Raw genomic sequence first — 20932 nt, 5'->3', positions numbered from 1 at the left:
CGGAGTCGGGGGAGCCTTGTTCCCGGCGAGGGTTCGACGGGCGCGAAGCGCTGGCTAGGCGAACGCGTGCAGACCGGCCACCGCGAGGGTTTGCTCCGCGCCATGGGCCTCGAACGTGCCGACGGGTTGGAAGCCGAGGCGGGTGGCGAGCCTGCGGGAACGCTCGTTGGCCGTCTGGGTGACCACCAGGACCGGCTGGTCGGGCAGCTCGTCGGCGGCGGCCCGCAGCAGGCCCGTGGCAGCCTCGAACGCCAGCCCCGACCCCCAACCGCTGCGCCGGAGCAGGTAGGTGAGCTCCAACTCCCCGCCTTCCTCGGTGACGTGGCCGGGGAGGTCGGCGGAGCGCCGGTCGAGCACCAGTGTCCCGACGCACGCGTCGGATTCCCGGTCGGCGATGACGTACATGCCGGCCTTGCCCGCGATGGAGCTGACGCCGTTCTCGGCGAAGTACCGCTCGACGGCGTCGCGGGGCCGCGCACCGCCGAGGTGCGCGCGGACCCGCGGATCGGTCTGGAGCTCGATCAGGCCATCGATATCCGCGCTGTGCGCTGCGCGCAGCCGAAGGCGGGCGGTGGAGATCTCCGGGGCGGAGAGCGTGGGCCATGCGTTCATGCGCTCCATTGTCCCTGGTCACCGCAGTGGGACGGTGGGCTCAGCGACAGCGAGCGGACACCAGGCGCGGACGCGTCCCGAGCAAGGCCGCGTGAGGGTCGCGGCTTTCGTCCCGCGCGGGGGCCTGCCCGTGCCCCGCGCCCGCCGTCCGCGCTCGTGGCTGGCAAAGCCTTTGCGTACGTCTCCGTCCGGATGTTGGGTTGGCCCGATGACCAAGCACGACGAGGCGGCGACCGTCCAGCCGTTGACACGGGCCTGGGTGAGCGGGCACCTGGAGGCGGGGGAGCGGATCACCAGGGTCGAGGCACTGCGCGGCGGTATCACGGCCGAGATGCGGAGGCTGACCGTGGGCAGGCGTGCTGGCGGTACCCGCACCCTGGTGCTGCGGAGCTTCGTCTCCCCGTACGCCGTGGAGCGCGCCGATGACTGGCTCGGGAGGGAGGCCGGCGCCCTGACCCAGTTCGCGGGGACCGGCGTGGTGGCTCCCGAGTTGGTCGCGGTTGATCCGACCGCCGCGCACTGTGCGTATCCGTCGCTCCTGATGACACACCTGGCCGGCCGGACCGTCCTGGCCGACGCCGGGGTGGAGACGCGCGTGCGGCTGCTGGCCCGCCGACTCGTGGCGATCCACGCCGTGCGACCCGCCGAGCGGCCCCCGGCGTACGTGGCGTTGACGACCGCCGACAGTGTCGTGGTGCCACGGGGCGCCGACCCGGCGGCGTGGGCAGCGGCGATCGACGTGATCCGCGGGCCCCCACCGCCGTACGAGGGGCGCTTCCTACACGGGGACTTCCAGCCCGGCAACGTGCTGTTCGACATGTCCCCCGCACGGCCGGCAGCCGCCCGGATCACGGGGGTGGTCGACTGGGCAACGGCCTCCTGGGGCCCGGCGGACCTCGACGTGGCGCACTGCTCGACCAACCTCGCGCTTCTGCACGGGCCAGCGTGGGTACGCGGTTCGCCGAGGCGTACGAGGAGGCCGGTGGGTTGCTGGCCGCGGACGCGGGCGAGCGGCTGTACTGGCGGGTGCGGGACGGGCTGGTGGTCTCGGAGGAAGTGCGGCAGGTGTCGCGGCCGTGGCGGGAGGCGGGCAGGACCGACCTGACACCGCGCGTGGTGGAGGAGCGGTTGGCTGACTACGTCACCGCCGTGATGGCCGGGCTGGGGTGACGGCCCGGAGCGGCCGGCCGCGACCACGGTGGCGGGCGCTGGGCCGGATGCTCGCGGTCGTCGGCCCGGAGGAGGGTGGCTCTGTCGCCAGGAAGCGACCGCGGTGTCGTCTGCCGCTGGCTCACCCCGCGCCGCGTGCCAACTCCAGGAGATCCGCGGCTACTTGTCCGGGGCGCTGCACGTGCAGGTCGTGCTCGGAGTCGGGGTACTCGCGCAGTGTGGCGTGGCGTAGGGGGGCCGTGGTGTTCTGCACGCGGGTGCGGATGCGGTTCGCCAGCGGGGGCAGCGCGCCCTTGGGGATGGCGACCATCAGCAGCGTGGGCACGTCGACGTCGGCGTACCAGGGGACCGGGGGCTCGTCCCAGATGCTGCGCAGGATCGACATGTGCTGGTCGTGCGTCATGCGCTGGGTGAGCGTGCCGTCCGGGTGGACGCGCATGGTGGCGACGGCCGCGTCGATCGCCGCCGGTGACCAGTCGGGGTGAATGGTGCGGAAGTACGCGCTGATGCTGTCCACGGTGGCCCCGTCGAGCGCGCCGGGGCGCAGGGCGGCCACGAACGCCTCCCAGGAGGCGAACGCCGCCGACGGTTCGAGCCAGCCGCCGTCCACCAGGGCGAGGGCGGAGACCAGGTGCGGGTTCTCGGCGGCGAAGCGCACCGAGACGTTGCCGCCCCACGAGTGTCCCGCGACCACGACCCGCTCCAACCCCAGGAACGCGCAGGACGCGACCAGGTCGGCCACGGCCGTGCGGGTGTCGTAGCCGGTTTCGGGTGTGTCGGATTCGCCGTGGCCGCGCAGGTCCACCGCGTACACCGGATGGCCCGCGGCGGCCAGGTGGTCGGCGACCTCGTCCCAGAGCTGTGCGTTGGAGGCCATGCCGTGCACCAGGAGGAACGCCGTGGCCGCGGTTCCCGGCCGGTGCCGGAAATGCAATTTCACGTCATCGGTTACGGGGACGGAGAGATCCATGGCAGAAAGCCTAGCGTGTGAATAGGCCGCCATTCGAGCCCCGTTGGCATTACGGTTCCCTAAATTGCCGGCACATTAGCCGCGCTTAAGCGAGGGGGGCGATGCTGTTCCATGCTGGACCACCGAACGCAGCAGGTTCCGTGACGACGGTGTAAGTAGCTCCACCCGCAGTCTCTCGGAATTCCCAACCGCAGACATAGTGTCGGCATTTCCCTTCCCGAGTGCTCGGAAAGCAAGGCAGGGCTTTCCGGTCGGAGCGATGACGTCGCAGTGCGCTTCCCCGCCTGCGGCGATTTCGTGGTTTCCGGCGACTTTCTTCGCGAGCGGTGCGTGCGCGCCGGAGGCAGGGAAAACGCGCCCCTTCTCCCGCGCGATCTGGTCGTCCTTCCCCCGACCTTTCATTCGCGCGAAACGAGGCGCCATGTATCCACCCGTCTCCAGGTTCGACGACGTCGCCAAGATCAACCTCACGGACCTCGCCTTCTGGTCGCAGCCGTTCGGTGATCGCGACGCGGCCTTCGCTGCGCTCCGCAGGGCGCCGCGTCCGATGCACTTCCGTGAGCCCGCGATGCCCGGATATCCGCACGGGGCCGGCTATTACGCGCTGGTGCACCACGCCGACATCGCCGAGGTGAGTCGACGGCCGCAGGACTTCTGCTCGGCGCCGACCGGGATCAGCATCGTGGACCTGCCGCAGGAGTTCAACAACTTCTTCGGCTCGATGATCAACATGGACAATCCGCAGCACGCCCGACTGCGCCGAATCGTCTCCCGGGCCTTCGGACGCGGCATGGCGGCGGAGTTCGAGGCGGCCTCGCGGAAGGCGGCCCGGCAGATCGTCGACGACCTCGTAGCCACCGGCCCGTGTGACTTCGTACGCCAGGCCGCCGCCATCATGCCCATCGCCGTACTGAGCGGCATGATGGGCATTCCGCCCAGTGACTACGAGTTCATCTACGACCGTTCGAACATCATCGTCGGCACCTTCGACCCGGAGTACGTGCCCCGCCTCGACCAGGCGACGCCGGCCCTGCTGCGCACCTCGCGGGAGCTCGGCAGCTACATCGCCCGGCTCGCCGCCGACCGGGTGAAGAACCCCACCGGCGACCTCATCACCCGCCTGGTGCACGCCGAGATCGACGGCGAGCGGCTGACGCCCGAGGAACTGTCCTCCTTCTTCATCCTCCTGGTCATCGCGGGCATGGAGACCACCCGCAACGCGCTCTCGCGTGGCTTGGTGCTGCTGACCGAACACCCGGAGCAGCGGGAGTTGCTGCTCTCCGACTTTGACGCGTACGCGCCGCGTGCCGTCGAGGAGATCCTGCGCATGGCGACCCCCATCAACTGGATGCGCCGGACGGCGGCCCGCGACTGCGAGGTGAACGGGCACACCTTCGCCAAGGGCGACAAGGTCCTGCTCTTCTACTGCTCGGCCAACAGGGACGAGAAGGTGTTCGAGGACCCGTACACGTTCGACATCACCCGGGACCCCAACCCCCACCTGACCTTCGGCTCCGTCGGGCCGCACTTCTGCCTCGGCGCCCACCTGGCCCGCATGGAGGTCACCGTCTTCTTCCGCGAACTCTTCGGCCGGCTCCCGCACATCCGCAGCGAAGGCGAGCCCAGGCGGCTGGTCGCCAGCTTCGTGGAGGCCATCAAGCACGTGCAGTGCGTGTTCTAGGCGGCGCCACCGCGCAGGCCCGGCGCCATGCGGCGGCGCCGGGTGCGTGACGGTCAACAGGGGGCAGGCGGGACCCTGGCCTCGGTGAGCGCCCGGCGGAGATCGGCGACGCAGGCGGCGACGTCGCGACCCGCGGTGTCGATCACAAGGCGCTCGCGGTGCCAGGGTTCGTACGGGCGGTGCACGATGGCGTCCCAGCTCGGGAGAGCCAGGTCGGGGATGTCGACCGCGCGGTGTTCGGCTCGACGACGATGCTCGGCCGGGTCGGAACAGACGATCTCGGCCTCGATCGCGGGGGCGGCGGTGCGCACGGCGACACTCCGCCAGGCGTCGCGAGTGACAGCCAGTGGGCTCACGGACTCGGCGACCACGGTGAGCCCCTGTCGCAGGTGCTCTTCGGCCAGGGCGTAGGCGACGACATACCCGGCCGGGCCCACGGGGTGGGTGGCCAGCCCGGAACGTACGATCGCCTGCTCGATGGTGTCCACGCGCACGTGAACGGCACCGATCTGGCGGGCCAGAGTCCGCGACAGGGTCGTCTTCCCCGTTGCGGGCAGGCCACAGATGATCACGAGCATGGGTTCATCCTGCCCCATGGCCGTGGACTGTGGCGCACGGCTTCTCTAAGCGTCCGGCGCGGCCTCGCCGCCCAGCAACTGGTCCGCGAGCGGCGTGCGCCGGTACAACACCTGACGCCCGTGGCGGGCCCGGGTGACGAGCCCCGTCGCGAAGAGGACGCGCAGGTGTTGGGAGACCGCGCTCGGCGTGACCCGGAAGCGGCGCGCGAGCTCCACCGTGGCCAGCGGCTCGGCCAACTGCGCGAGCAACCGCGCCCGCACCGCCCCGACCAGCTCCGCGAGGGCCCCCGGCGGCGCGGCGGGCGGGGCCTCGGCCCACAGCGTCGCCACCCCGCGGCTCGGGTAGGCCAGCACCGGCGCGACGTGCTCCGTCACGGGTGGCGCTGGCTTGTGCGCGAACACCAGGGGGACCAGCAACAGCCCCCGCCCGGCGGCCCGGGTGCGGAAGCCGTCGCCGATCATGCCGCGCATCTCCAGCACGCCGTCCCGCCAGCGCACGTCGGGGTGGAGGTCGGCGAACAACAGCCGCGCCCCACCGGTGGCCAGTTGGCGCGCCCGGTAGGTCATGTCGGCCTCCAGCACGAGGCGGATCCGCGGCCACCACGGCTCGACGGCCGCGCTCCAGTAGCCGTCGAGCAGGTCGCAGACGGCCTCGCGGAGGGCGATCACCTCGGCGTCGGTGCCGGTCGCCGCGGCCCGCAGCGGCGCGGGCAGCGGATCGGGAGCGTGCGTGTCGCGCAGGTCGCGGCGTACGAGGGCGGGGGGAGTGCGCCGTACGACGGCCAGTTCGTCGGCGAAGGACGCGAAGTGGGTGGCCGGTCGTGGGGTGAGGAAGTCCGGCAGGGTGTGCCGCCGCGCGACCAGCGACAGCAGCAACTCCGTGTCCAGCGCGCCCAACCCGCTAATGACCGCCCGGCGCCAGGGCAGGTGCAGCGCGGACAACCCGGGCTCGCGCAGCACGCGCAGGCTGCACACCGTCTCGGCCAGCGGCGACAGCGCGAACCGGGTGTCGGCGAGGTCCTCGACCCCCATCACGAAGCTGATCATTAAGGCATACGCTACGTCGTTTCCGCCCGGCCCCACAGGGCCGTGGAATGCCCGACATGACAGCAGCGTCGACGCCCCCGCCCGACCCCGTCCTGAGCCGGCGGTTTCTTCTCCTGCTCGCGCTCACCTGCGCGGCGGCGGTGGGCAACCTCTACTTCGCGCAGGCACTGACCCCGCTGGCGGCCGAGGGGCTCGGCGTCTCCACGGGCGCCGCGACGCTCGCGGTCACCGCAACCCAGGTGGGGTACGCGGCCGGCAACTACCTCCTCGTACCGCTGGGCGACCGGTTTCCCCACCGACGCCTGCTGACGGTCCTGCTCTGCCTGACCGGCCTCGGACTGCTCGCGGCGGGCCTGGCCCCCGGCCTGCCGGTGCTCGTCACCGCCTCCGCCGCCGTGGGCCTGACCAGCGTCGCCGCGTCCGTGGTGGGCCCGCTCGCGGCCGGGTTGGTCGCGCCCGGCCGGCGCGGCGAGGTGTCCGGGATGCTGGCCAGCGGCGCCATCGGCGGGATGCTGCTGTCGCGCGCGTTCGGCGGCTCGCTCGCCGAGGCGTGGGGCTGGCGGACCCCCTACCTGGTCGCCGCGGCCGTGATGCTGCTGCTGGCCTGGGTGCTCGGGGCGGCGCTGCCCGTGCGGCCCGCCCCGGCGGCCGGCCGACCGTACCGCGCCCTGCTCGCCGAACCGCTGCGGCTGCTGCGCACCGAACCGGAGCTGCGGCGCTCGAGCTTCTACCAGGCGACGGTGTTCGCCGGGTTCTCGGCGGTGTGGACGGGCGTCGTCCTGCTGCTGACCGGCCCGGCCTACGGCCTTGGTGCCCCGGCCGCGGGCCTGCTCGCCCTGGTGGGGGCGGCCACCATGGTGTGTACGCCGCTGGCCGGCCGGCTCACCGACCGGCGCGGCCCCGACCTGGTCAACCTGGTCTGCCTGTTGGGCACGCTCGCCTCCGCCGTGGTGCTGGCGGCCGGGGCGCTGGGTGGGGCGGCCGGCATGGCGGCGCTCGTCGTCGGCACGCTGCTGCTCGACGTGGCGATGCAGTGCGGGATGGTCGCCAACACGACCCGGGTCTACGCGCTGCGCGCCGACGCCCGCAGCCGCCTCACCACCGCCTACATGACCTGCGCCTACCTGGGTGGCAGCGCCGGGTCCTGGCTGGGCGCGCGGGCCTTCGGCGCGGCGGGTTGGCCGGGGGTGTGCGCGCTGTTGGCGCTGTGCGCGGCGGCGGCCCTGGCCCGACATCTGGCGGCCGTCGCGCGGCAGCGGACCGGACCGCGCGCCGGACGGGCCGCCTCGTCCGCACCGAGCGCCGGCCGGAAGAGTTGGCGTGGGTCCCGATGACGGTGGGGCGCCAGCACGCCTCGCCCTCGCCGCGGCTCCGCTCGCCACCGAGCGGGCGAACCGCGTCTCAGCCAGCCGGCTCGCGGCACGGCGCCGCACCGGGGCGTTGCGAGGCCCCGGTGCGGCGTGGACGCGACCGTCAGCCGGCTGTGCGGCGCCTGCCCGTCGCGGTGCGCGCGGGCCGTGCAGCGTGCGTGCCCACCCGGCTACTCCGCCGCGGTGCCGGCGGGAGCCGCGTCGTCCTCGGCCACCGCGGCGAACGCCTCGGCCAGGTAGTGGCCCAGGGTGGCCGGGGTCGGGTACTCCAGGACGGCGACGAGGGGGATCTCCACGTCGGTGAGCGTCATCAGGTTGCGGGTCAGCTCCAGCGCGGTGAGCGAGGTGAGCCCGCTCTCCAGGAAGTTGCTGTCGTCCTCGATGGTGGCCTCGGGCAGGATGCTCGCGAGCTGAGCGCGCACCGTCTCGCGCAACAGCGCCTCGCGCTCCTCGGGGGTCGCGGCGGCGAGGTCCTCGCGGAGCTTGGCGCCGTCGAGGTTGGCCTCGCTGTTTTCGGTGTCCATCACTTTCTCCCGTCTCGTTGGGGCTTCGGGACGCAGCCGTCGGCGGCGCCGACGGCGGTGAGCGTCCCGGAGAACTCGTGGCCGGCGGCGGGCCGCCGTGGGCCGCGCGCACCCGGGCAGCGGCGGTCCGCGTCCCCTCGCGCGGACCGGGCCCGGGCCGGCATGGCGCACGTGGTCACGACGGTCCCGTCGCGAGCGCGGCGGGCACGGCGGGCGGCGCCGCCCGGTCGGTGGGCCGGAACTCCGGGAGGTCGGCGAAGAGGCGCCGTACGCCCAGCTCCGTCGCGTGGTCGGCCACCCAGGCCCAGTCGATGTCCGCGACCACCGCGGCCGGTGCCTGGGCCGCGACCGCGTCGCGCAGGGCCTGGACCACCGCCTGCCCGGGCAGCGCCGCCATCCCGTTGCCCCGCAACTGCTTGGCGGCGCCGACGACCGCGTCCGGCTCGCCGACGGGGCCCAGGGCCACCGACACGGCGGGCACACCGTGTGCCCGGCACTCCTGGGCGAGGGCGCTGACGTAGGCGTGCGTCGGAGCCTGGTTGCCGAGCCCCGGGCCGCGGCAGACGCCGGCGACCGACGAGCACAAGACCAGGGCCGTCAGGTCGTGCCGCCGGGCCAGCGCGCACACCCGGCGCGCCGCGGCCATCGCGCCCGCCCCCTCGCCGCGCAGCCGCTCGGCGTCCAACGGGCCCGCCTCGTAACCGAGTTCGCAGGCGAGATGGACCACCGCGGTCAGCGGAAGCTCGGGCGCGACGCTTGCGACGACCCGGTCCAGCTCGCCCGGTTCGGCCACGTCGGCGACGGCGGTCGCCACGCGCACGCCGGTCGCGGACAACTCCGCCACCAGCGCCTCGTCCGGCGCCGCCGCGTCCACCAGCAGCACCTGCTCGGCGCCGGCCTCGGCCGCCCAGCGCGCCGCGTGCGCGCCGGCGCCGGTGTTCGCGCCGCTGATCAGTGCCGTGCCACGCAGGGTGCCACCGTCGGCGGTGCCGGCCGCCGTCTCCCGCACCAGGCGCCGTGCGAACGCGCCGTCGGGGCCTACGGCCAGCTCGCTCTCGCCCTCATCGGCGAGCAGCGCCGCCGCCAGCCGGCGCCACGTCCGGGCGCCGCACCGGGCCGGCAGGTCGACCAGGCCACCCCAGCGTTCCTGCCGCTCGGCGGCCAACGCGCCGCTCAGACCCCAGAGCTGGGCCTGTTCGGGACGGGGGGCGGAGTCGCCGACGCCGATACTGACGGCGCCCTGGGTGACCACCCACAACGGCGCCTCGATCCGGGCCCGCTCCAAGGCGTCGGCCAGCGCGACCGTCGGCGCCAGCGCCGAACCGCCGTCCTCGCTCGGCGCGCCGTCGTCACCACTGGCTCGACGCGGCCCGGGCAGTGCCAGCAGCGACAGCACGCCGGCCACCGGCTGACCCGCGCCCGCCCGCGCCAGCCGCTCGGACAGCGGTACGTCCGACGCGGCGGCCGGCTCCACGTCCACGTCCACCGGCACGATCTCGGCGCCCCGCGCGCGCAGCGCCGCGACCACCGCCGTCGCGCTGCCCGTGGCCCCGTCCTCCGCCGGCTTCGCGTCCGCCGCCACCGGGGAAGCCGGTGGGGGTCCGGTCACCACCAGCCAGCGCCCGGACAGCCGGGGCTCGCCCGCCTCAGCGACGGGCCGCCAACTCACCCGGTACCGCCACCGGCGCTGCCGCCGCCATGTCGCCAGGGCCGGCAGCACCTCGCGGAGCAGCGCGCCGCGCTCACCGCTGACCCCGATGGCGCGGGCCACCGCGTCCGGGTCCGCGCGTTCCACGGCCGCCCAGAACTCGGTGTCGGCCCGCGACTCGACGGCCGGCGCGCCGGGCGCCGGCTCGTTCTCCAACCAGTAGCGACGCCGCTGGAAGGCGTACGTCGGCAGGCGTACGGTGCTCGGCGTCGGGCCGCCGGCGAAGAAGGCCGGCCAGTCCACGCCCGGGCCACCAGCCAGGTGCAGCCGCGCCACGGCGTGCGTCAGCGCGCGCACCTCGGGCTCCCCGGGGGCCACGGCCGACACCGCCAGCGGCGCCCGACCGGCCGGCTCCGACGGCGCGGCGAGCAGCGCGTCGGGCCCGAGTTCCACCCAGGCGCTCGCGCCGGCCGCGGCGCCGGCCACACCACCGGACGCCCCGCCCCGGCCGCTCTCGGCCCAGTACGCGACGGTGGCCAGCGACTCGCCCACGGGTTCACCCGTGCGCGCGCTCAGCACCGGCAGGTCGGGCTGTCGTAGGTCGAGTCCGCCCGCCACCTGTCGTACCCGCTCCGGGCCGGCGGCGTCGGCGAGGACCAGCGCGCACGCGTCGGGCAGCGGCAACGCACCGGCCACGTGCGCGGCGGCGATCTCCCCGCCGCCCGCGCCGATGACCGCACCGGCCCTGACGCCGAGGGCTCGCACGAGCGCGGCCAGCGCCACCTGCCCCGCGAACCGCACCGCGGCGGCCTCCGGCGCCGCCAGCGAGGCGGCCCCGACGTCGAACGCCAACTCCCGCAGCGGACGGTCGAGCCGCCCGTCGAACGCCTCCGCCACCGCGTCGAAGGCCGTGGTGAAGGCCGGGAAGCGCGCGTACAGCTCCGCGCCGAAGCCCGGAGGCCGCTCGCCGCCGCCGAACGCGAACACCGTGGTGCGCGCGGCGACCGTGGCGGCCCCGGGCCGCAGCACGGCCGGCCCCACCACGGCCGGATGCGCCCGGCCGGTGGCCAGCGCCGCCAGGCCGTCCGCCAACTCCGCGTGGTCCGCGCCGACCACCACCGCCTGGTGCTCGAAGGGCGACCGGGTCGTCACCAGGGACCACCCCACGTCGGTGGGCGAACCCTCGCCGGCCCCGTCCAGGTGGTCGAGCAGCGCACGGGCCTGACCCGCCAACGCCCGCTCACCGCGCGCCGAGACCAACCACGGCACCACCGGGCCCGCCGTGCACGAACCGGCGTCCGGCACCGACCGCGTCGACCGCTCAGGCCCGGCCGGCCGCGTGGTCGCCGGTGGCTGCTCCACGATCAGGTGCGCGTTGGTGCCGCTCGCGCTGAACGAGGAGACCGCGGCCCGCAGCGGGCGCTCCCGGGTCGGCCACGCGGTGCGCTCGGTGACCAGCCGCACCGCGCCCGACCGCCAACTCACCAGCCGAGTTGGCCGGTCCACGTGCAGCGACGGCGGCAGACTGCGGTGGCGCATCGCCGCCACCATCTTGATGACACTGGCGACCCCGGCCGCCGCCTGGGTGTGCCCGATGTTGGACTTGACGCAACCGAGCAGCAGCGGATCGTCCGCCGGCCGCTCCTTGCCGTACGTGGACAGCAGCGCCTGCAACTCGATGGAGTCACCGAACGCGGTGCCCGTACCGTGCGCCTCCACCGCGTCCACGTCGGACGGCGAGAGGCGGGCCTGCGCCAGCGCTTCGCGGATCAACTGCTGCTGGGCCGGGCCGTTCGGCGCGGCCATTCCGGTGCTCGCGCCGTCCTGGTTGATCGCCGAGCCACGGATGACCGCGAGCACCTGGTGCCCGGCCCGTCGCGCGTCCGAGAGCCGCTCCAACAGGACCAGGCCCACGCCCTCGGCGTACACCATGCCGTCGGCCGCGTCGGCGAACGACTTGCAACGCGCGTCGGGCGCCAACTGCCGCTGGCTGGAGGCGACCTGGAAGGCGCTGGCTGTGTAGTTGATGGCCGCGCCGCCGGCCAGCGCGAGCGAGCACTCACCCTGGCGCAGCGCGCGGGCGGCCAGGTGCATGGCCACCAGCGACGAGGAGCACGCGGTGTCCAGGGCGACGGCCGCGCCCTGCAGGCCCAGGGTGTAGGCCACCCGGCCCGGGGCGAGGCTGGCCGCGTTGCCGTTGCCGACGTAACCCAGCAGGCCCTCGGGAATCCGGTCCAGCCGCGAGGCGTAGTCGTGGTACATCACACCCGCGTACACGCTGGTGTCCGAACCGCGCAGGGTGTGCGGCGCGATGCCCGCGCTCTCCACCGCCTCCCAGGCCACTTCGAGCAGCAGCCGCTGCTGCGGCTCCATCGCCGGCGCCTCGCGGTCGCTGATGTCGAAGAACGCCGCGTCGAAGTCCGCCGCGTCGTGGACGAACCCACCCGAGCGCACGTACGAGGTGCCGTGGTGGTCCGGATCGGGGTGGTACAGGCTCTCCAGGTCCCAGCCGCGGTCGGTGGGGAAGCCCGAGATGACGTCGCGCTCGTCGGCGACCACGTCCCACAACTGCTCCGGCGTCCGCACGCCCCCGGGGAAGCGGCACCCCATCCCCACGATGGCGATGGGCTCGGGCCGCTGCTCCTTGAGGTCCTGCAACTGCTGCCGCGTCTGGTGAAGCTCGGCCGTAGTCCACTTGAGGTAGTCGACGAGCTTTTCTTCGTTCGTCATGAAAAGAGCGGGCCTTTCTCGCCTGAGCCGTCGTGCCTGAGCCGTCGTGGTGGGCCGGGCCGGATGCGGCGCCGACTAGCGGGGGATGCCCTTGACGCCGGCCAGGCTGCTCGGGCTCAGCTTCACCAGGGACAGCTCGTCCGGGGTCAAGGGGGGCGCCGTCAACTCCGGCAACATCCGGTCCTGGTGCATGAGCGACAGGAAGCGGTTGGAGGCCAGCTCCGACTGCGGCGCCGTCAGGCTGATGACGTCGGTCACCACGTCACACACCGCCGATGACCTGATCGCCCGGTCGGCGATCAGATCGGAGAAACGCTGGCGCGCCGTGGCCCCGCCCGTCAGGCGCGGGTCCTTGGCGTTCATCCGGCACCCCACGTACTCCACGTCCTTGGACGCCGCCATGATCCACGGATCGTCGACGGACGCGCTGATCGCCCGCTGGACGCGGCGCGCCGACCCGGCCTCCTCCACGCCCAGCGCCAACTGCTCGTCCAGCGCGGTCGCGGCGCGGGCCGCGGCGCTCATGCCGTGCCCGTAGATCGGGTTGAACGCGGCCAGCGCGTCGCCGACCACGACCAGCCCCTCCGGCCACCGCTCAAGCCGCTCCGGGTAGAGCCTGCGGTTGGCGCCCACCCGGGACACGGCCACCGGCGTCAACGGCTCGGCCCCGCTGATCAGGTCCGCGACCAGCGGGTGCCGCAGGGTCCTGGCGTACGGCAGGAACTCCTCCTCGGTCGTCGGCAGCCCCGCGCCCCGCGTGCAGGACAGCGTCACCATCCACGTGCCGTCCTCCTGCGGGTAGACCACCCCGAAGCGGCCCGGCTCGCGCACCCGGTGGTCGGCGGCCACGTTGATGGCGGGAAAGCCCTCGGTCGCCCCGGGCGGCGCCTGGTAGATCCGGGTGGAGTAGGCGATGCCCGCGTCCACGACGTCCTCCTCGACCGGCGGCAGGTCCAACGCCGACAGCCAGTGCCGCAGCCGCGAACCGCGCCCCGAGGCGTCCACCACCAGATCGGCGCCCAGCGTCTCGGTGTCGCCGCTGTCCATGTCACGCACCCGCACCCCGCTGATCCGGGTGCCGTCACCGACCAGGTCGAGGATCTCCGTGCGCTGGCGCACCGTGACCCGGCCACCGGCCAGGATCTGGTCACGCACGTGCCAGTCCAGGAACGGCCTGGTGCACATGAGGGCGTACTGCCGGGGCGGGAAACGGTGCTGCCAGCCGTGCGAGGTCAACGTCACCAGGTCCTGGTGGAAGTTGACCTTGCGGGCCCCCGCCTTGAGCAGCCGCTCGACCATGCCGGGCAACAGCCCGTCGATGAGCCGCGCCCCGCTGGACCACAGCACGTGCACGTGGCGCCCCTGTGGCGAGCCCTTGCGGTGCCGCGGCGCGTCGGGCAGCACGTCGCGCTCTATGACGGTGACGGTCTCCGCGTGGCGGGCCAGTACGTGGGCCGCCAGCATTCCGGCCCAGCCGCCGCCCAGAACGATTCCATGTTTCGGTGTGGTCATGGTGATGCTTTCGTCCCTTCCCCGCGCCCGGCCCGCGGTGACCCGCCCGCGCGATGCGCGAGGGGGCCACGGCGCGAGCGGCCGACGGGAGAGTTGTGAGGGCGGCGAACACGTGGGGGAGGGACCCCGGCACCCTGCCCGGCCGGCGTCCGCTACGCGCGGACCCCGGCCGGCGGTAGGCCCCGGGCCGTTGGTACGACGCGGAAGTCCCCGGCTTCCCTGACGATCGACGCGGGCCGGCTGCCGGTCCGCCCGGCACCGCGCCAGGCACGACGCGGCGACGCTGCGATGATGTCCGGCACCGCTTAAGTCGGGCTAGGGCTGCCCTTGGCCTGCACCATCTTGGCGAGGTTCTGCGTCACGGCCATGAAGTGCGCCACGCCGGACAGCTCCGGACCATCGCCGACCTTGGTGTCGGTGATGCCCCAGTAGGCCCGCGCGTGTCGCACCAGATCGTCGTCACCCAGCTCGATGATGCCGACGATCTGGAACGTCAGCTTGGTCGGCGCGTACACCGTCACCGTCGTCGGCACGGCCACGCTCCTGCCGTCCATCGAGACCACGGGCCGGCCCGGCTCCTCGTGCACCTGGCACTCGATGGACCAGGCGATGTGCCCGCGCAGCGCCTCCTTGCCGATCAACGGCGGCGCGCCCACCGGGTCCTCGAAGACGATGTCGTCCGAGAAGAGTTCCAGCACGGCTTCGACGTCGCCGTCGTTCATGCGCCGGGCGTACTCCAGCGCCAGGTGTTTCAGGGTCGCCTCATCGGCCATGGGTGTCTCCTCGCGGGGTGCGGGCGGGTGGGGGGGTCAGTCCGTGACGGCAAGGTCCGACCTCCCCCACAGGGCCTTCAGCTCCGTGATGGCCCCGCCCTTGCCGGTACGCAGCATCAGCACGTAGTTCCAGGTGATGCGCTTGCCCGTGGGGTCGTCCGGGGCCGTGATCCAGCCCCGTTCGGCGAACCCCGGGCCCTTGGGCAGGTAGTCCATGACGGCGCTGGCCGGGGCCAGTACGTGCTTGCCGTCCTGTCCCGCCACCGGGTCGCCGAGGGTCTCCCGCACCCCGGCCCGGACGAACTCCTCGAAGTGCGCCCGCAGCGCGTCGCGGCCCGAACGCTGGTCGGCGCCGACCGGGTCCTCGAAGGTGACCTCGTCCGCGTACAGGCCAAGGAGCCCGTCGACGTCCGCGGCGTTCAGCAGGCGGCTGTGCTCCACCATCAGCTTCTTGCGGCTTCGCTCGTCAATCAACGCGTGCTCCCCATGTGCTCTCCGTTGTCGCTCCGGCCCAGGTCCTGGTCGATGAACTGGAAGATCTCGTCAGCGGTGGCCTCCTGGATCTTGCCGCTGACGGCCGCCTCCGCCGCGGGCTCCGTCGGCTCCGGCGAACCGCCGCCCAGCGCCTCCAGCCTGGTCAGCGTGGTGCGCAGCCGCTCGTGCAGCGCCTCGCGCGCCGCCGCGTCCTGCGCGAGGGCCAGCAGCGCGCCCTCCATCCGCTCCAACTCGCCGAGCAGCGGTGGCAGCGGGTCCGCGGCGGGCGGCGCCAGCTCGGCGTGCAGGTGCGCGGCCAGCGCCACCGGATTCGGGTGGTCGAAGATGAGCGTGGTCGGCAGCCGCAGCCCGGTCACACTGCCCAATCGGTTGCGCAGCTCGATCGCGGTCAGCGAGTCGAACCCCACCTCGAGGAAGCCGCGCTCGACGTGCAGCCGACCGGGATCGGCGTGGCCGAGCGCGGCAGCCGCGTGCGTGAGCACCAGGTTGAGCAACACCCGGTGCTGCTCGTCCGACGGCAACGCCGCCAGGTGCCCGGCCCAGTCCGTCAGCGGCTGGCCGGCCGCCGCCGTACGGCGCGCGGGCCCGCTCGCGGTGAGGCCGCGCAGCGGAGCGGGCAGCGTCAGCGCCGGCTGGCCGGCCAGCGCGCGCACGTCCAGGTCCATGGCGACCAGGTGCGGCGCCCCGTGGCGTACGGCGGCGTCCAGCAGGCCAAGTCCCCGCTCGGCCGACATCGGATGGATGCCCGAGCGGGCCATGCGCTCCAGTGCCGCCTCGTCCAGGTGTCCGGTCATGCCACTCGCGTCGCCCCACAGGCCCCACGCGATGGACACCCCGGGCAACCCGAGCGCCTGCCGGTGCGCCGCCAGCGCGTCACAGAAGGAGTTCGCCGCCGCGTAGTTGGCCTGCCCCGACGAGCCCAGCGTGGCCGCCGTCGAGGAGAACAGCGCGAACAGCCCCAGATCGAGCCCCTCGGTCGCCGCGTGCAACACCGCCGCGGCCCCCGCCTTCGGACCCCACACCCGCGCCAGCCGATCCGCGGACTGCGAGGTGAGCACCGCGTCCTCCAACACGCCGGCCGCGTGCACCACGCCGGTCAACGGATGCTCGGGAGCCACCCCCGCGAGCACGGTGGCGACGGCCTCGGGATCGGCCACGTCGGCCGCCACGATCCGCACCCGCGCGCCCAACTCCATGAGTCGAGCGGCGAGTTCGTCCGCACCCGCCGCCCGCGGACCGCTGCGACTGACCAGCAGCAGGTGCGCGCTCTGCCCCGTCCGCACCAGGTGCTCGGCCACCAGGGCCCCCAGCGTGCCGGTGCCACCCGTGATGAGAACCGTGCCCTCGGGATCGAGCCGCCCCGCGACACCCTCGCCCGCCGCGACCCCGCCCCGTGCCCGCGCGAGCCTCGGCGCCCACACGCGTCCCGCCCGCAGCGCGAGCTGCGGCTCACCCAGCTCCACGCCCCGGGCCACGGCCTGCGGCAACTCCGCCACGTCCGCGTCCACGTCGAGCAGGAGGAAGCGCCCCGGGTTCTCCGACTGCGCGCTGCGCAGCAATCCCCAGGCACCGGCCCCGGCGAGATCCAGCTCGGCCGCCCCACCACCGGTGTGTACGGCGCCCCGAGTGACGACCACGAGATGGGCATCGGCCAGCGCCGGACGCAGCAACCAACTCTGCACCAGGCCCAGCAACTCCTGCGCCACCCGCAACCCGTCGTCGGCCGAGCCCACCGCCTCGGCTAGCACCACCGACGGAGCGGGCTCACCCCCGTCCAAGGCGGTGACCAGCGCCTCCAGATCCGCGTACCGCACCGGCCGCGACCCGTCAGGCCCCGGGCCCGGCACCGACAGGTCGCCGAGGGCGAGCGTGTCGGCACCCAGCACGGCCCAACTGCCGTCGCCGAGCACGGCCTGCGCCGACTGCGCGGCGGTGGGGGCCGGCAACGCGGTCCACTCCGGAGCGAACAACCCGTCCACGCCCCGCGCGGCGGTCGCCGCCTGGAGCTGCCCGCTCTCGGCGGGCCGGGTCACCAATGAGTCCACGGTGAGCACCGGCGCGCCCACGGCATCGGCCACCGTCACGTGTAGGGCATCCCGCTCCGCGTCCCGCCCGACCCGGACCCGCACCGTGCTGGCCTCGGCCGCCCACAGGCGCACCCCGGTCCACGCGAACGGCAGCCGAAGCCCGCCGTCGTCCCCCTCGGGCTGCTCCATCAGCAGCGAGGGCTGCAACGCGGCGTCCAGCAGGGCCGGATGGATGCCGTACCCGTCGCGCTTGCCAGCCGCCTCCGGCAGCGTGATCTCCGCGAACACCTCGGACCCCCGCCGCCACGCCGCCTCCAGCCCCTGGAACGCGGGCCCGTAGCCGTACCCGGCCGCCTCGGCCTGGGCGTAGAACTCCGTGACGTCCACCGGCTCCGCACCGGCCGGCGGCCAGGCGCCCGCGAGCCCGGCGCCCGGCTCGTCACCCGCCGACGGCGGGCTGAGCACCCCGACGGCGTGTGTCACCCACGGGGCGTCGTCCTCCTGCTCGGGCCGCGAGAAGACCCGCACCTCGCGCCGACCATCCGCACCCGCGGCGGTCACCGCCACCTGCACCCGCAATCCACCGGAGGCGGGCAACACCAGCGGCGCCTGGAGCGCCAGCTCCTCGACGCCACCACAGCCCACCTCGTCGGCCGCCCGCAACGCCCACTCCACCAGCGCGGCGCCCGGCAGCAGCGCCGTACCCGCCACGACGTGCTCGGCCAGCCACGACTGAGAGGCGACGGACAACCGCCCCGTCAACAACCGGCCCCCGTCACCAGCCAGCTCCACGGCCGCCCCGAGCAGCGGATGCCCCGCGGCCGTCAACCCGAGCTGCGTGGCATCGCCACCCCGCCCACTGGTGTCCTCCAACCAGTACCGCTCACGCTGGAAGGCGTAGGTGGGTAGGTCCACGGTGTGGGGTGTGGGGTCGTTGGGGTACCAGCGGGTCCAGTCGACGCTCACGCCGGCGGTGAACGCCTGGGCCACGGACTGCGCCAACTGCTCCAACCCGCCGTGCTCGCGGCGAAGGGTGGGTACCGCGGCAGCTTCGATTCCGGCTTCGTCGAAGGCTTCTTGGAGTCCGACGGTCAGGACGGGGTGGGTGCTGGCTTCGATGAACACGCGGTGGCCATCAGCCAGGAGCTGGCGTACGGCCTCGGCAAAGCGGACCTGCTCGCGCAGGTTGGTCACCCAGTACGCGGTGTCCAAAGTGCTGGTGTCGATACGTTCGGCGGTGACGGTGGAGTAGAACGCCACCTCGCCCTGGGTCGCACTGATACCGGCCAACACCTCGTGCAACTCGTCAGCGATCTCGTCAACCTGTGCGCTGTGGGAGGCGTAGTCCACGTCGATCAACCGAGCCCTGCCGCCACTTTCCTCCAGCGCGGAGACGGCGTGCTGAACCTGCTCGGGCGGCCCGGAGACCACGGCGGAGCCGGGCCCGTTGACGGCCGCGATACCCACACCCGCTGCGCTGTCGCCAAGCCCGGCCAGGAACTCTTCGGCCTTGTCCTGACTCAACGCGAGCGAAGCCATGGCGCCGCCGCCGGCAAGTCGGCGCAGCGCCCTGCTCCGCAACGCCACCACCTTCGCACCGTCCTCCAAGGACAGCGCGCCGGCGACGACAGCGGCGGCGATCTCACCTTGGCTGTGGCCTACCACGGCCGCCGGCTTGACCCCTTGATCAGCCCACACCGCAGCGAGGGAGACCATCACGGCCCACAGCACCGGCTGGACCACATCCACCCGGCCCAGGTCGGCGGCGTCCACCCCGCCCCGCAGCACCTCGGCAAGCGACCAGTCCACGTACGGCGCGAGCGCCCGCTCGCACTCCGCCACCCGCGTGGCGAACACCGGCGAGGTTTCCAGCAATCCCGCGCCCATCCCCACCCACTGCGAGCCCTGGCCTGGGAAGACCAGTACTGGGCCGAGGTCGCCGGTCAGGGTCGGGGTGCTGGGGTTGGTGAGGGTGGGGTGAGTTGTGTCGGTGGCCAGTGCTTGGAGGCCGGCGAGGAGCGTGTCGTGGTCTTGGCCTGTGAGGACTGCTCGGTGGTCGAAGGTGGTGCGGGTGGTGGTCAGGGACCAGCCGATGTCGGTGATCGAGGCGGCCGGGGCTGTTGCCAGGTGTTCGAGCAGGGCCTGGGCCTGACCCCGCAGCGCGGCGTGGCTGCGGGCCGACAGCACCCACGGGACGTAGCCACCGGTGACCATCACCGGCCCGGGAGCGACAGGCGCCGACTCCTCGACAGGAGCCTCCGGCGCCTGCTCCAGGATGAGGTGGGCGTTGGTGCCCGAGACGCCGAAGGAGGAGACGCCGGCGCGCAGCGGATGCCCGTCGGGTACCCAGTCGATCTGTTCGGTCAGCAGCCGCACCGCGCCCGCGTCCCAGTCCACGTGCGGCGTCGGCGCGTCGATGTGGAGCGAGGCGGGCAGCACACCGTGCTGCATGGCCTGCACCATCTTGATGACGCTGGCGACGCCGGCGGCGGCCTGGGTGTGGCCGATGTTGGACTTGACGGAGCCCAGCCACAGCGGGCGGTCGTCGGGCCGGTCCTGACCGTACGTGGCGAGCAGGGCCTGTGCCTCGATCGGGTCACCCAACGACGTACCGGTGCCGTGCGCCTCGACGGCGTCCACCTCGGCCGGGGTGAGCCGCGCGTTGGCCAGTGCCTGCCGGATGACGCGCTGTTGGGACGGACCGTTGGGGGCGGTGAGCCCGTTGCTGGCGCCGTCCTGGTTGACCGCCGAGCCACGGATCACGGCGAGCACCCGGCGGCCGTTGCGCTGCGCGTCCGACAGCCGCTCCAGCAGGACGAGCCCCGACCCCTCGGAGAAGCCGGTGCCGTCGGCCGCCGCCGCGAACGCCTTGCAGCGCCCGTCCGGCGACAGCGCGCCCTGCCGCGAGAACTCGGTGAACCCGCCGGGTGTGGCCATCACCGTCACCCCGCCGGCCAACGCCAGCGAGCACTCGTCCTGCCGTAGCGCCTGGCAGGCCAGGTGCATGGCGACCAGGGACGAGGAGCAGGCCGTGTCCACCGTCACCGCAGGCCCCTCAAGGCCGAACGAGTACGAGATCCGGCCGGAGACCACGCTGCCCAGGTTGCCGGTGGCCACATACCCTGCCGACTCGTCGGTCGTCTCACCGATCAGCGACAGGTAGTGGTAGGAGTCCACGCCGGCGAACACGCCCGTTGCGCTGCCGACCAGGGACTCGCGGTCGATGCCGGCCCGCTCGAACGCCTCCCAGGCGTTCTCCAGGAGCAGCCGCTGCTGCGGGTCCATCGCCAGCGCCTCGCGTGGGCTGATCCCGAAGAAGTCGGCGTCGAAGTCGGCGACGTTCTCCAGGAAACCGCCCTCGCGGGCGCTGCTGGTACCCGCGTTGCCCGGGTCCGGGTGGTAGAGCTTCTCCAGGTCCCAGCCACGGTCGTCGGGGAAGCCGGAGATGACGTCCGCGCCGTCGCTGACCAGTTGCCACAGGCGCTCCGGGGTCGTCGCGTGGCCGGGGAAGTCACAGGCCATGGCGACGATGGCGATGGGCTCCCGCGCGCGGTCCGTCACCTCGCGCAACTGCCGCTTCGCCGAACGCAGATCGGCGGTCGCGCGCTTTAGATAGCTGCGTAGCTTCTCGTCATCCGTCATGTCACATCCACCCGATCGTTGCGGCCTTCGTGGTTCACAGGGCGTACGGAGTGCGCGGGGTGCCCAGCGGACTCTGTGGGCTCAAGGGGTCCGGCGGCGCCGGTGACGCCAGCGGGTCCGGCGGTGCCAGCCGTGCCGGCGGGCAGGGGGCGC

At 73.6% G+C, this 20932-nt stretch carries 11 protein-coding genes and 2 pseudogenes; 3 read left to right on the top strand and 10 right to left on the bottom strand.

The window, feature by feature from the left end; genetic code table 11:
* Positions 1 to 54: 54 nt before the first annotated feature.
* Positions 55 to 612, bottom strand: coding sequence for a GNAT family N-acetyltransferase (locus H7H31_RS00685; protein WP_187064017.1), 558 nt, complete (start codon positions 610 to 612; stop codon positions 55 to 57).
* A gap of 208 nt (positions 613 to 820) precedes the next feature.
* Between H7H31_RS00685 and H7H31_RS00680 the strand changes: the two are divergent.
* Positions 821 to 1782, top strand: a pseudogene (locus tag H7H31_RS00680) (phosphotransferase family protein).
* Between the two features lie 121 nt (positions 1783 to 1903).
* Here the strand turns inward: H7H31_RS00680 and H7H31_RS00675 are convergent.
* Positions 1904 to 2752 (bottom strand): alpha/beta fold hydrolase, encoded by an 849-nt coding sequence (locus tag H7H31_RS00675; protein ID WP_187064016.1) that lies wholly within the window; start codon positions 2750 to 2752, stop codon positions 1904 to 1906.
* A gap of 421 nt (positions 2753 to 3173) precedes the next feature.
* Between H7H31_RS00675 and H7H31_RS00670 the strand changes: the two genes are divergently transcribed.
* On the top strand, positions 3174 to 4433 hold the full coding sequence (locus tag H7H31_RS00670; RefSeq protein ID WP_187064015.1) for a cytochrome P450: 1260 nt from the start codon (positions 3174 to 3176) through the stop codon (positions 4431 to 4433).
* 53 nt (positions 4434 to 4486) lie between these two features.
* On the opposite strand, the gene H7H31_RS00665 is transcribed toward H7H31_RS00670, so the two are convergent.
* Both H7H31_RS00665 and H7H31_RS00660 read right to left on the bottom strand, forming a co-directional pair.
* The gene (locus H7H31_RS00665; protein WP_232110220.1) at positions 4487 to 5011 is read right to left on the bottom strand and encodes an AAA family ATPase; all 525 of its coding nucleotides are present in this window, start codon (positions 5009 to 5011) and stop codon (positions 4487 to 4489) included.
* A 45-nt stretch (positions 5012 to 5056) separates the two neighbouring features.
* Positions 5057 to 6058, bottom strand: a complete 1002-nt coding sequence (locus tag H7H31_RS00660; protein WP_187064013.1) for an ArsR/SmtB family transcription factor — start codon at positions 6056 to 6058, stop codon at positions 5057 to 5059.
* Positions 6059 to 6114: 56 nt separating this feature from the next.
* Here H7H31_RS00660 and H7H31_RS00655 point away from each other — a divergent pair, with 56 nt between their 5' ends.
* Entirely contained in the window at positions 6115 to 7392 is a 1278-nt protein-coding gene (locus tag H7H31_RS00655; RefSeq protein WP_187064012.1) for an MFS transporter, read from the top strand.
* Between the two features lie 206 nt (positions 7393 to 7598).
* On the opposite strand, the gene H7H31_RS00650 is transcribed toward H7H31_RS00655, so the two are convergent.
* The 6 genes and pseudogenes from H7H31_RS00650 to H7H31_RS00625 all read right to left on the bottom strand — a co-directional run bounded on the left by H7H31_RS00650 (position 7599) and on the right by H7H31_RS00625 (position 20779).
* Complete coding sequence (locus tag H7H31_RS00650) at positions 7599 to 7952, bottom strand: acyl carrier protein (RefSeq protein WP_187064011.1); 354 nt, start codon at positions 7950 to 7952, stop codon at positions 7599 to 7601.
* Positions 7953 to 8127: 175 nt separating this feature from the next.
* A pseudogene (locus tag H7H31_RS00645) lies at positions 8128 to 12324 on the bottom strand (type I polyketide synthase); the annotation flags it as partial.
* A gap of 81 nt (positions 12325 to 12405) precedes the next feature.
* On the bottom strand, positions 12406 to 13842 hold the full coding sequence (locus H7H31_RS00640) for an NAD(P)/FAD-dependent oxidoreductase (RefSeq protein WP_187064009.1): 1437 nt from the start codon (positions 13840 to 13842) through the stop codon (positions 12406 to 12408).
* A 305-nt stretch (positions 13843 to 14147) separates the two neighbouring features.
* Positions 14148 to 14615, bottom strand: coding sequence for a nuclear transport factor 2 family protein (locus H7H31_RS00635; RefSeq protein WP_176165661.1), 468 nt, complete (start codon positions 14613 to 14615; stop codon positions 14148 to 14150).
* Between the two features lie 36 nt (positions 14616 to 14651).
* Positions 14652 to 15089 carry a nuclear transport factor 2 family protein gene (locus H7H31_RS00630; RefSeq protein ID WP_176165662.1) on the bottom strand — a complete coding sequence of 146 codons (438 nt, stop codon included), beginning with the start codon at positions 15087 to 15089 and terminating at the stop codon, positions 14652 to 14654.
* Entirely contained in the window at positions 15086 to 20779 is a 5694-nt protein-coding gene (locus H7H31_RS00625) for a type I polyketide synthase (RefSeq protein ID WP_187061680.1), read from the bottom strand. The genes H7H31_RS00630 and H7H31_RS00625 overlap by 4 nt, the downstream gene beginning before the upstream one ends.
* Positions 20780 to 20932 lie beyond the last annotated feature (153 nt).

Source organism: Streptomyces buecherae (assembly GCF_014295035.1).
Classification (GTDB): Bacteria; Actinomycetota; Actinomycetes; order Streptomycetales; family Streptomycetaceae; genus Streptomyces; species Streptomyces youssoufiensis.
Note: the sequence above shows the minus strand (reverse complement) of the source record. Positions and strands in the feature narration are given on the sequence as shown.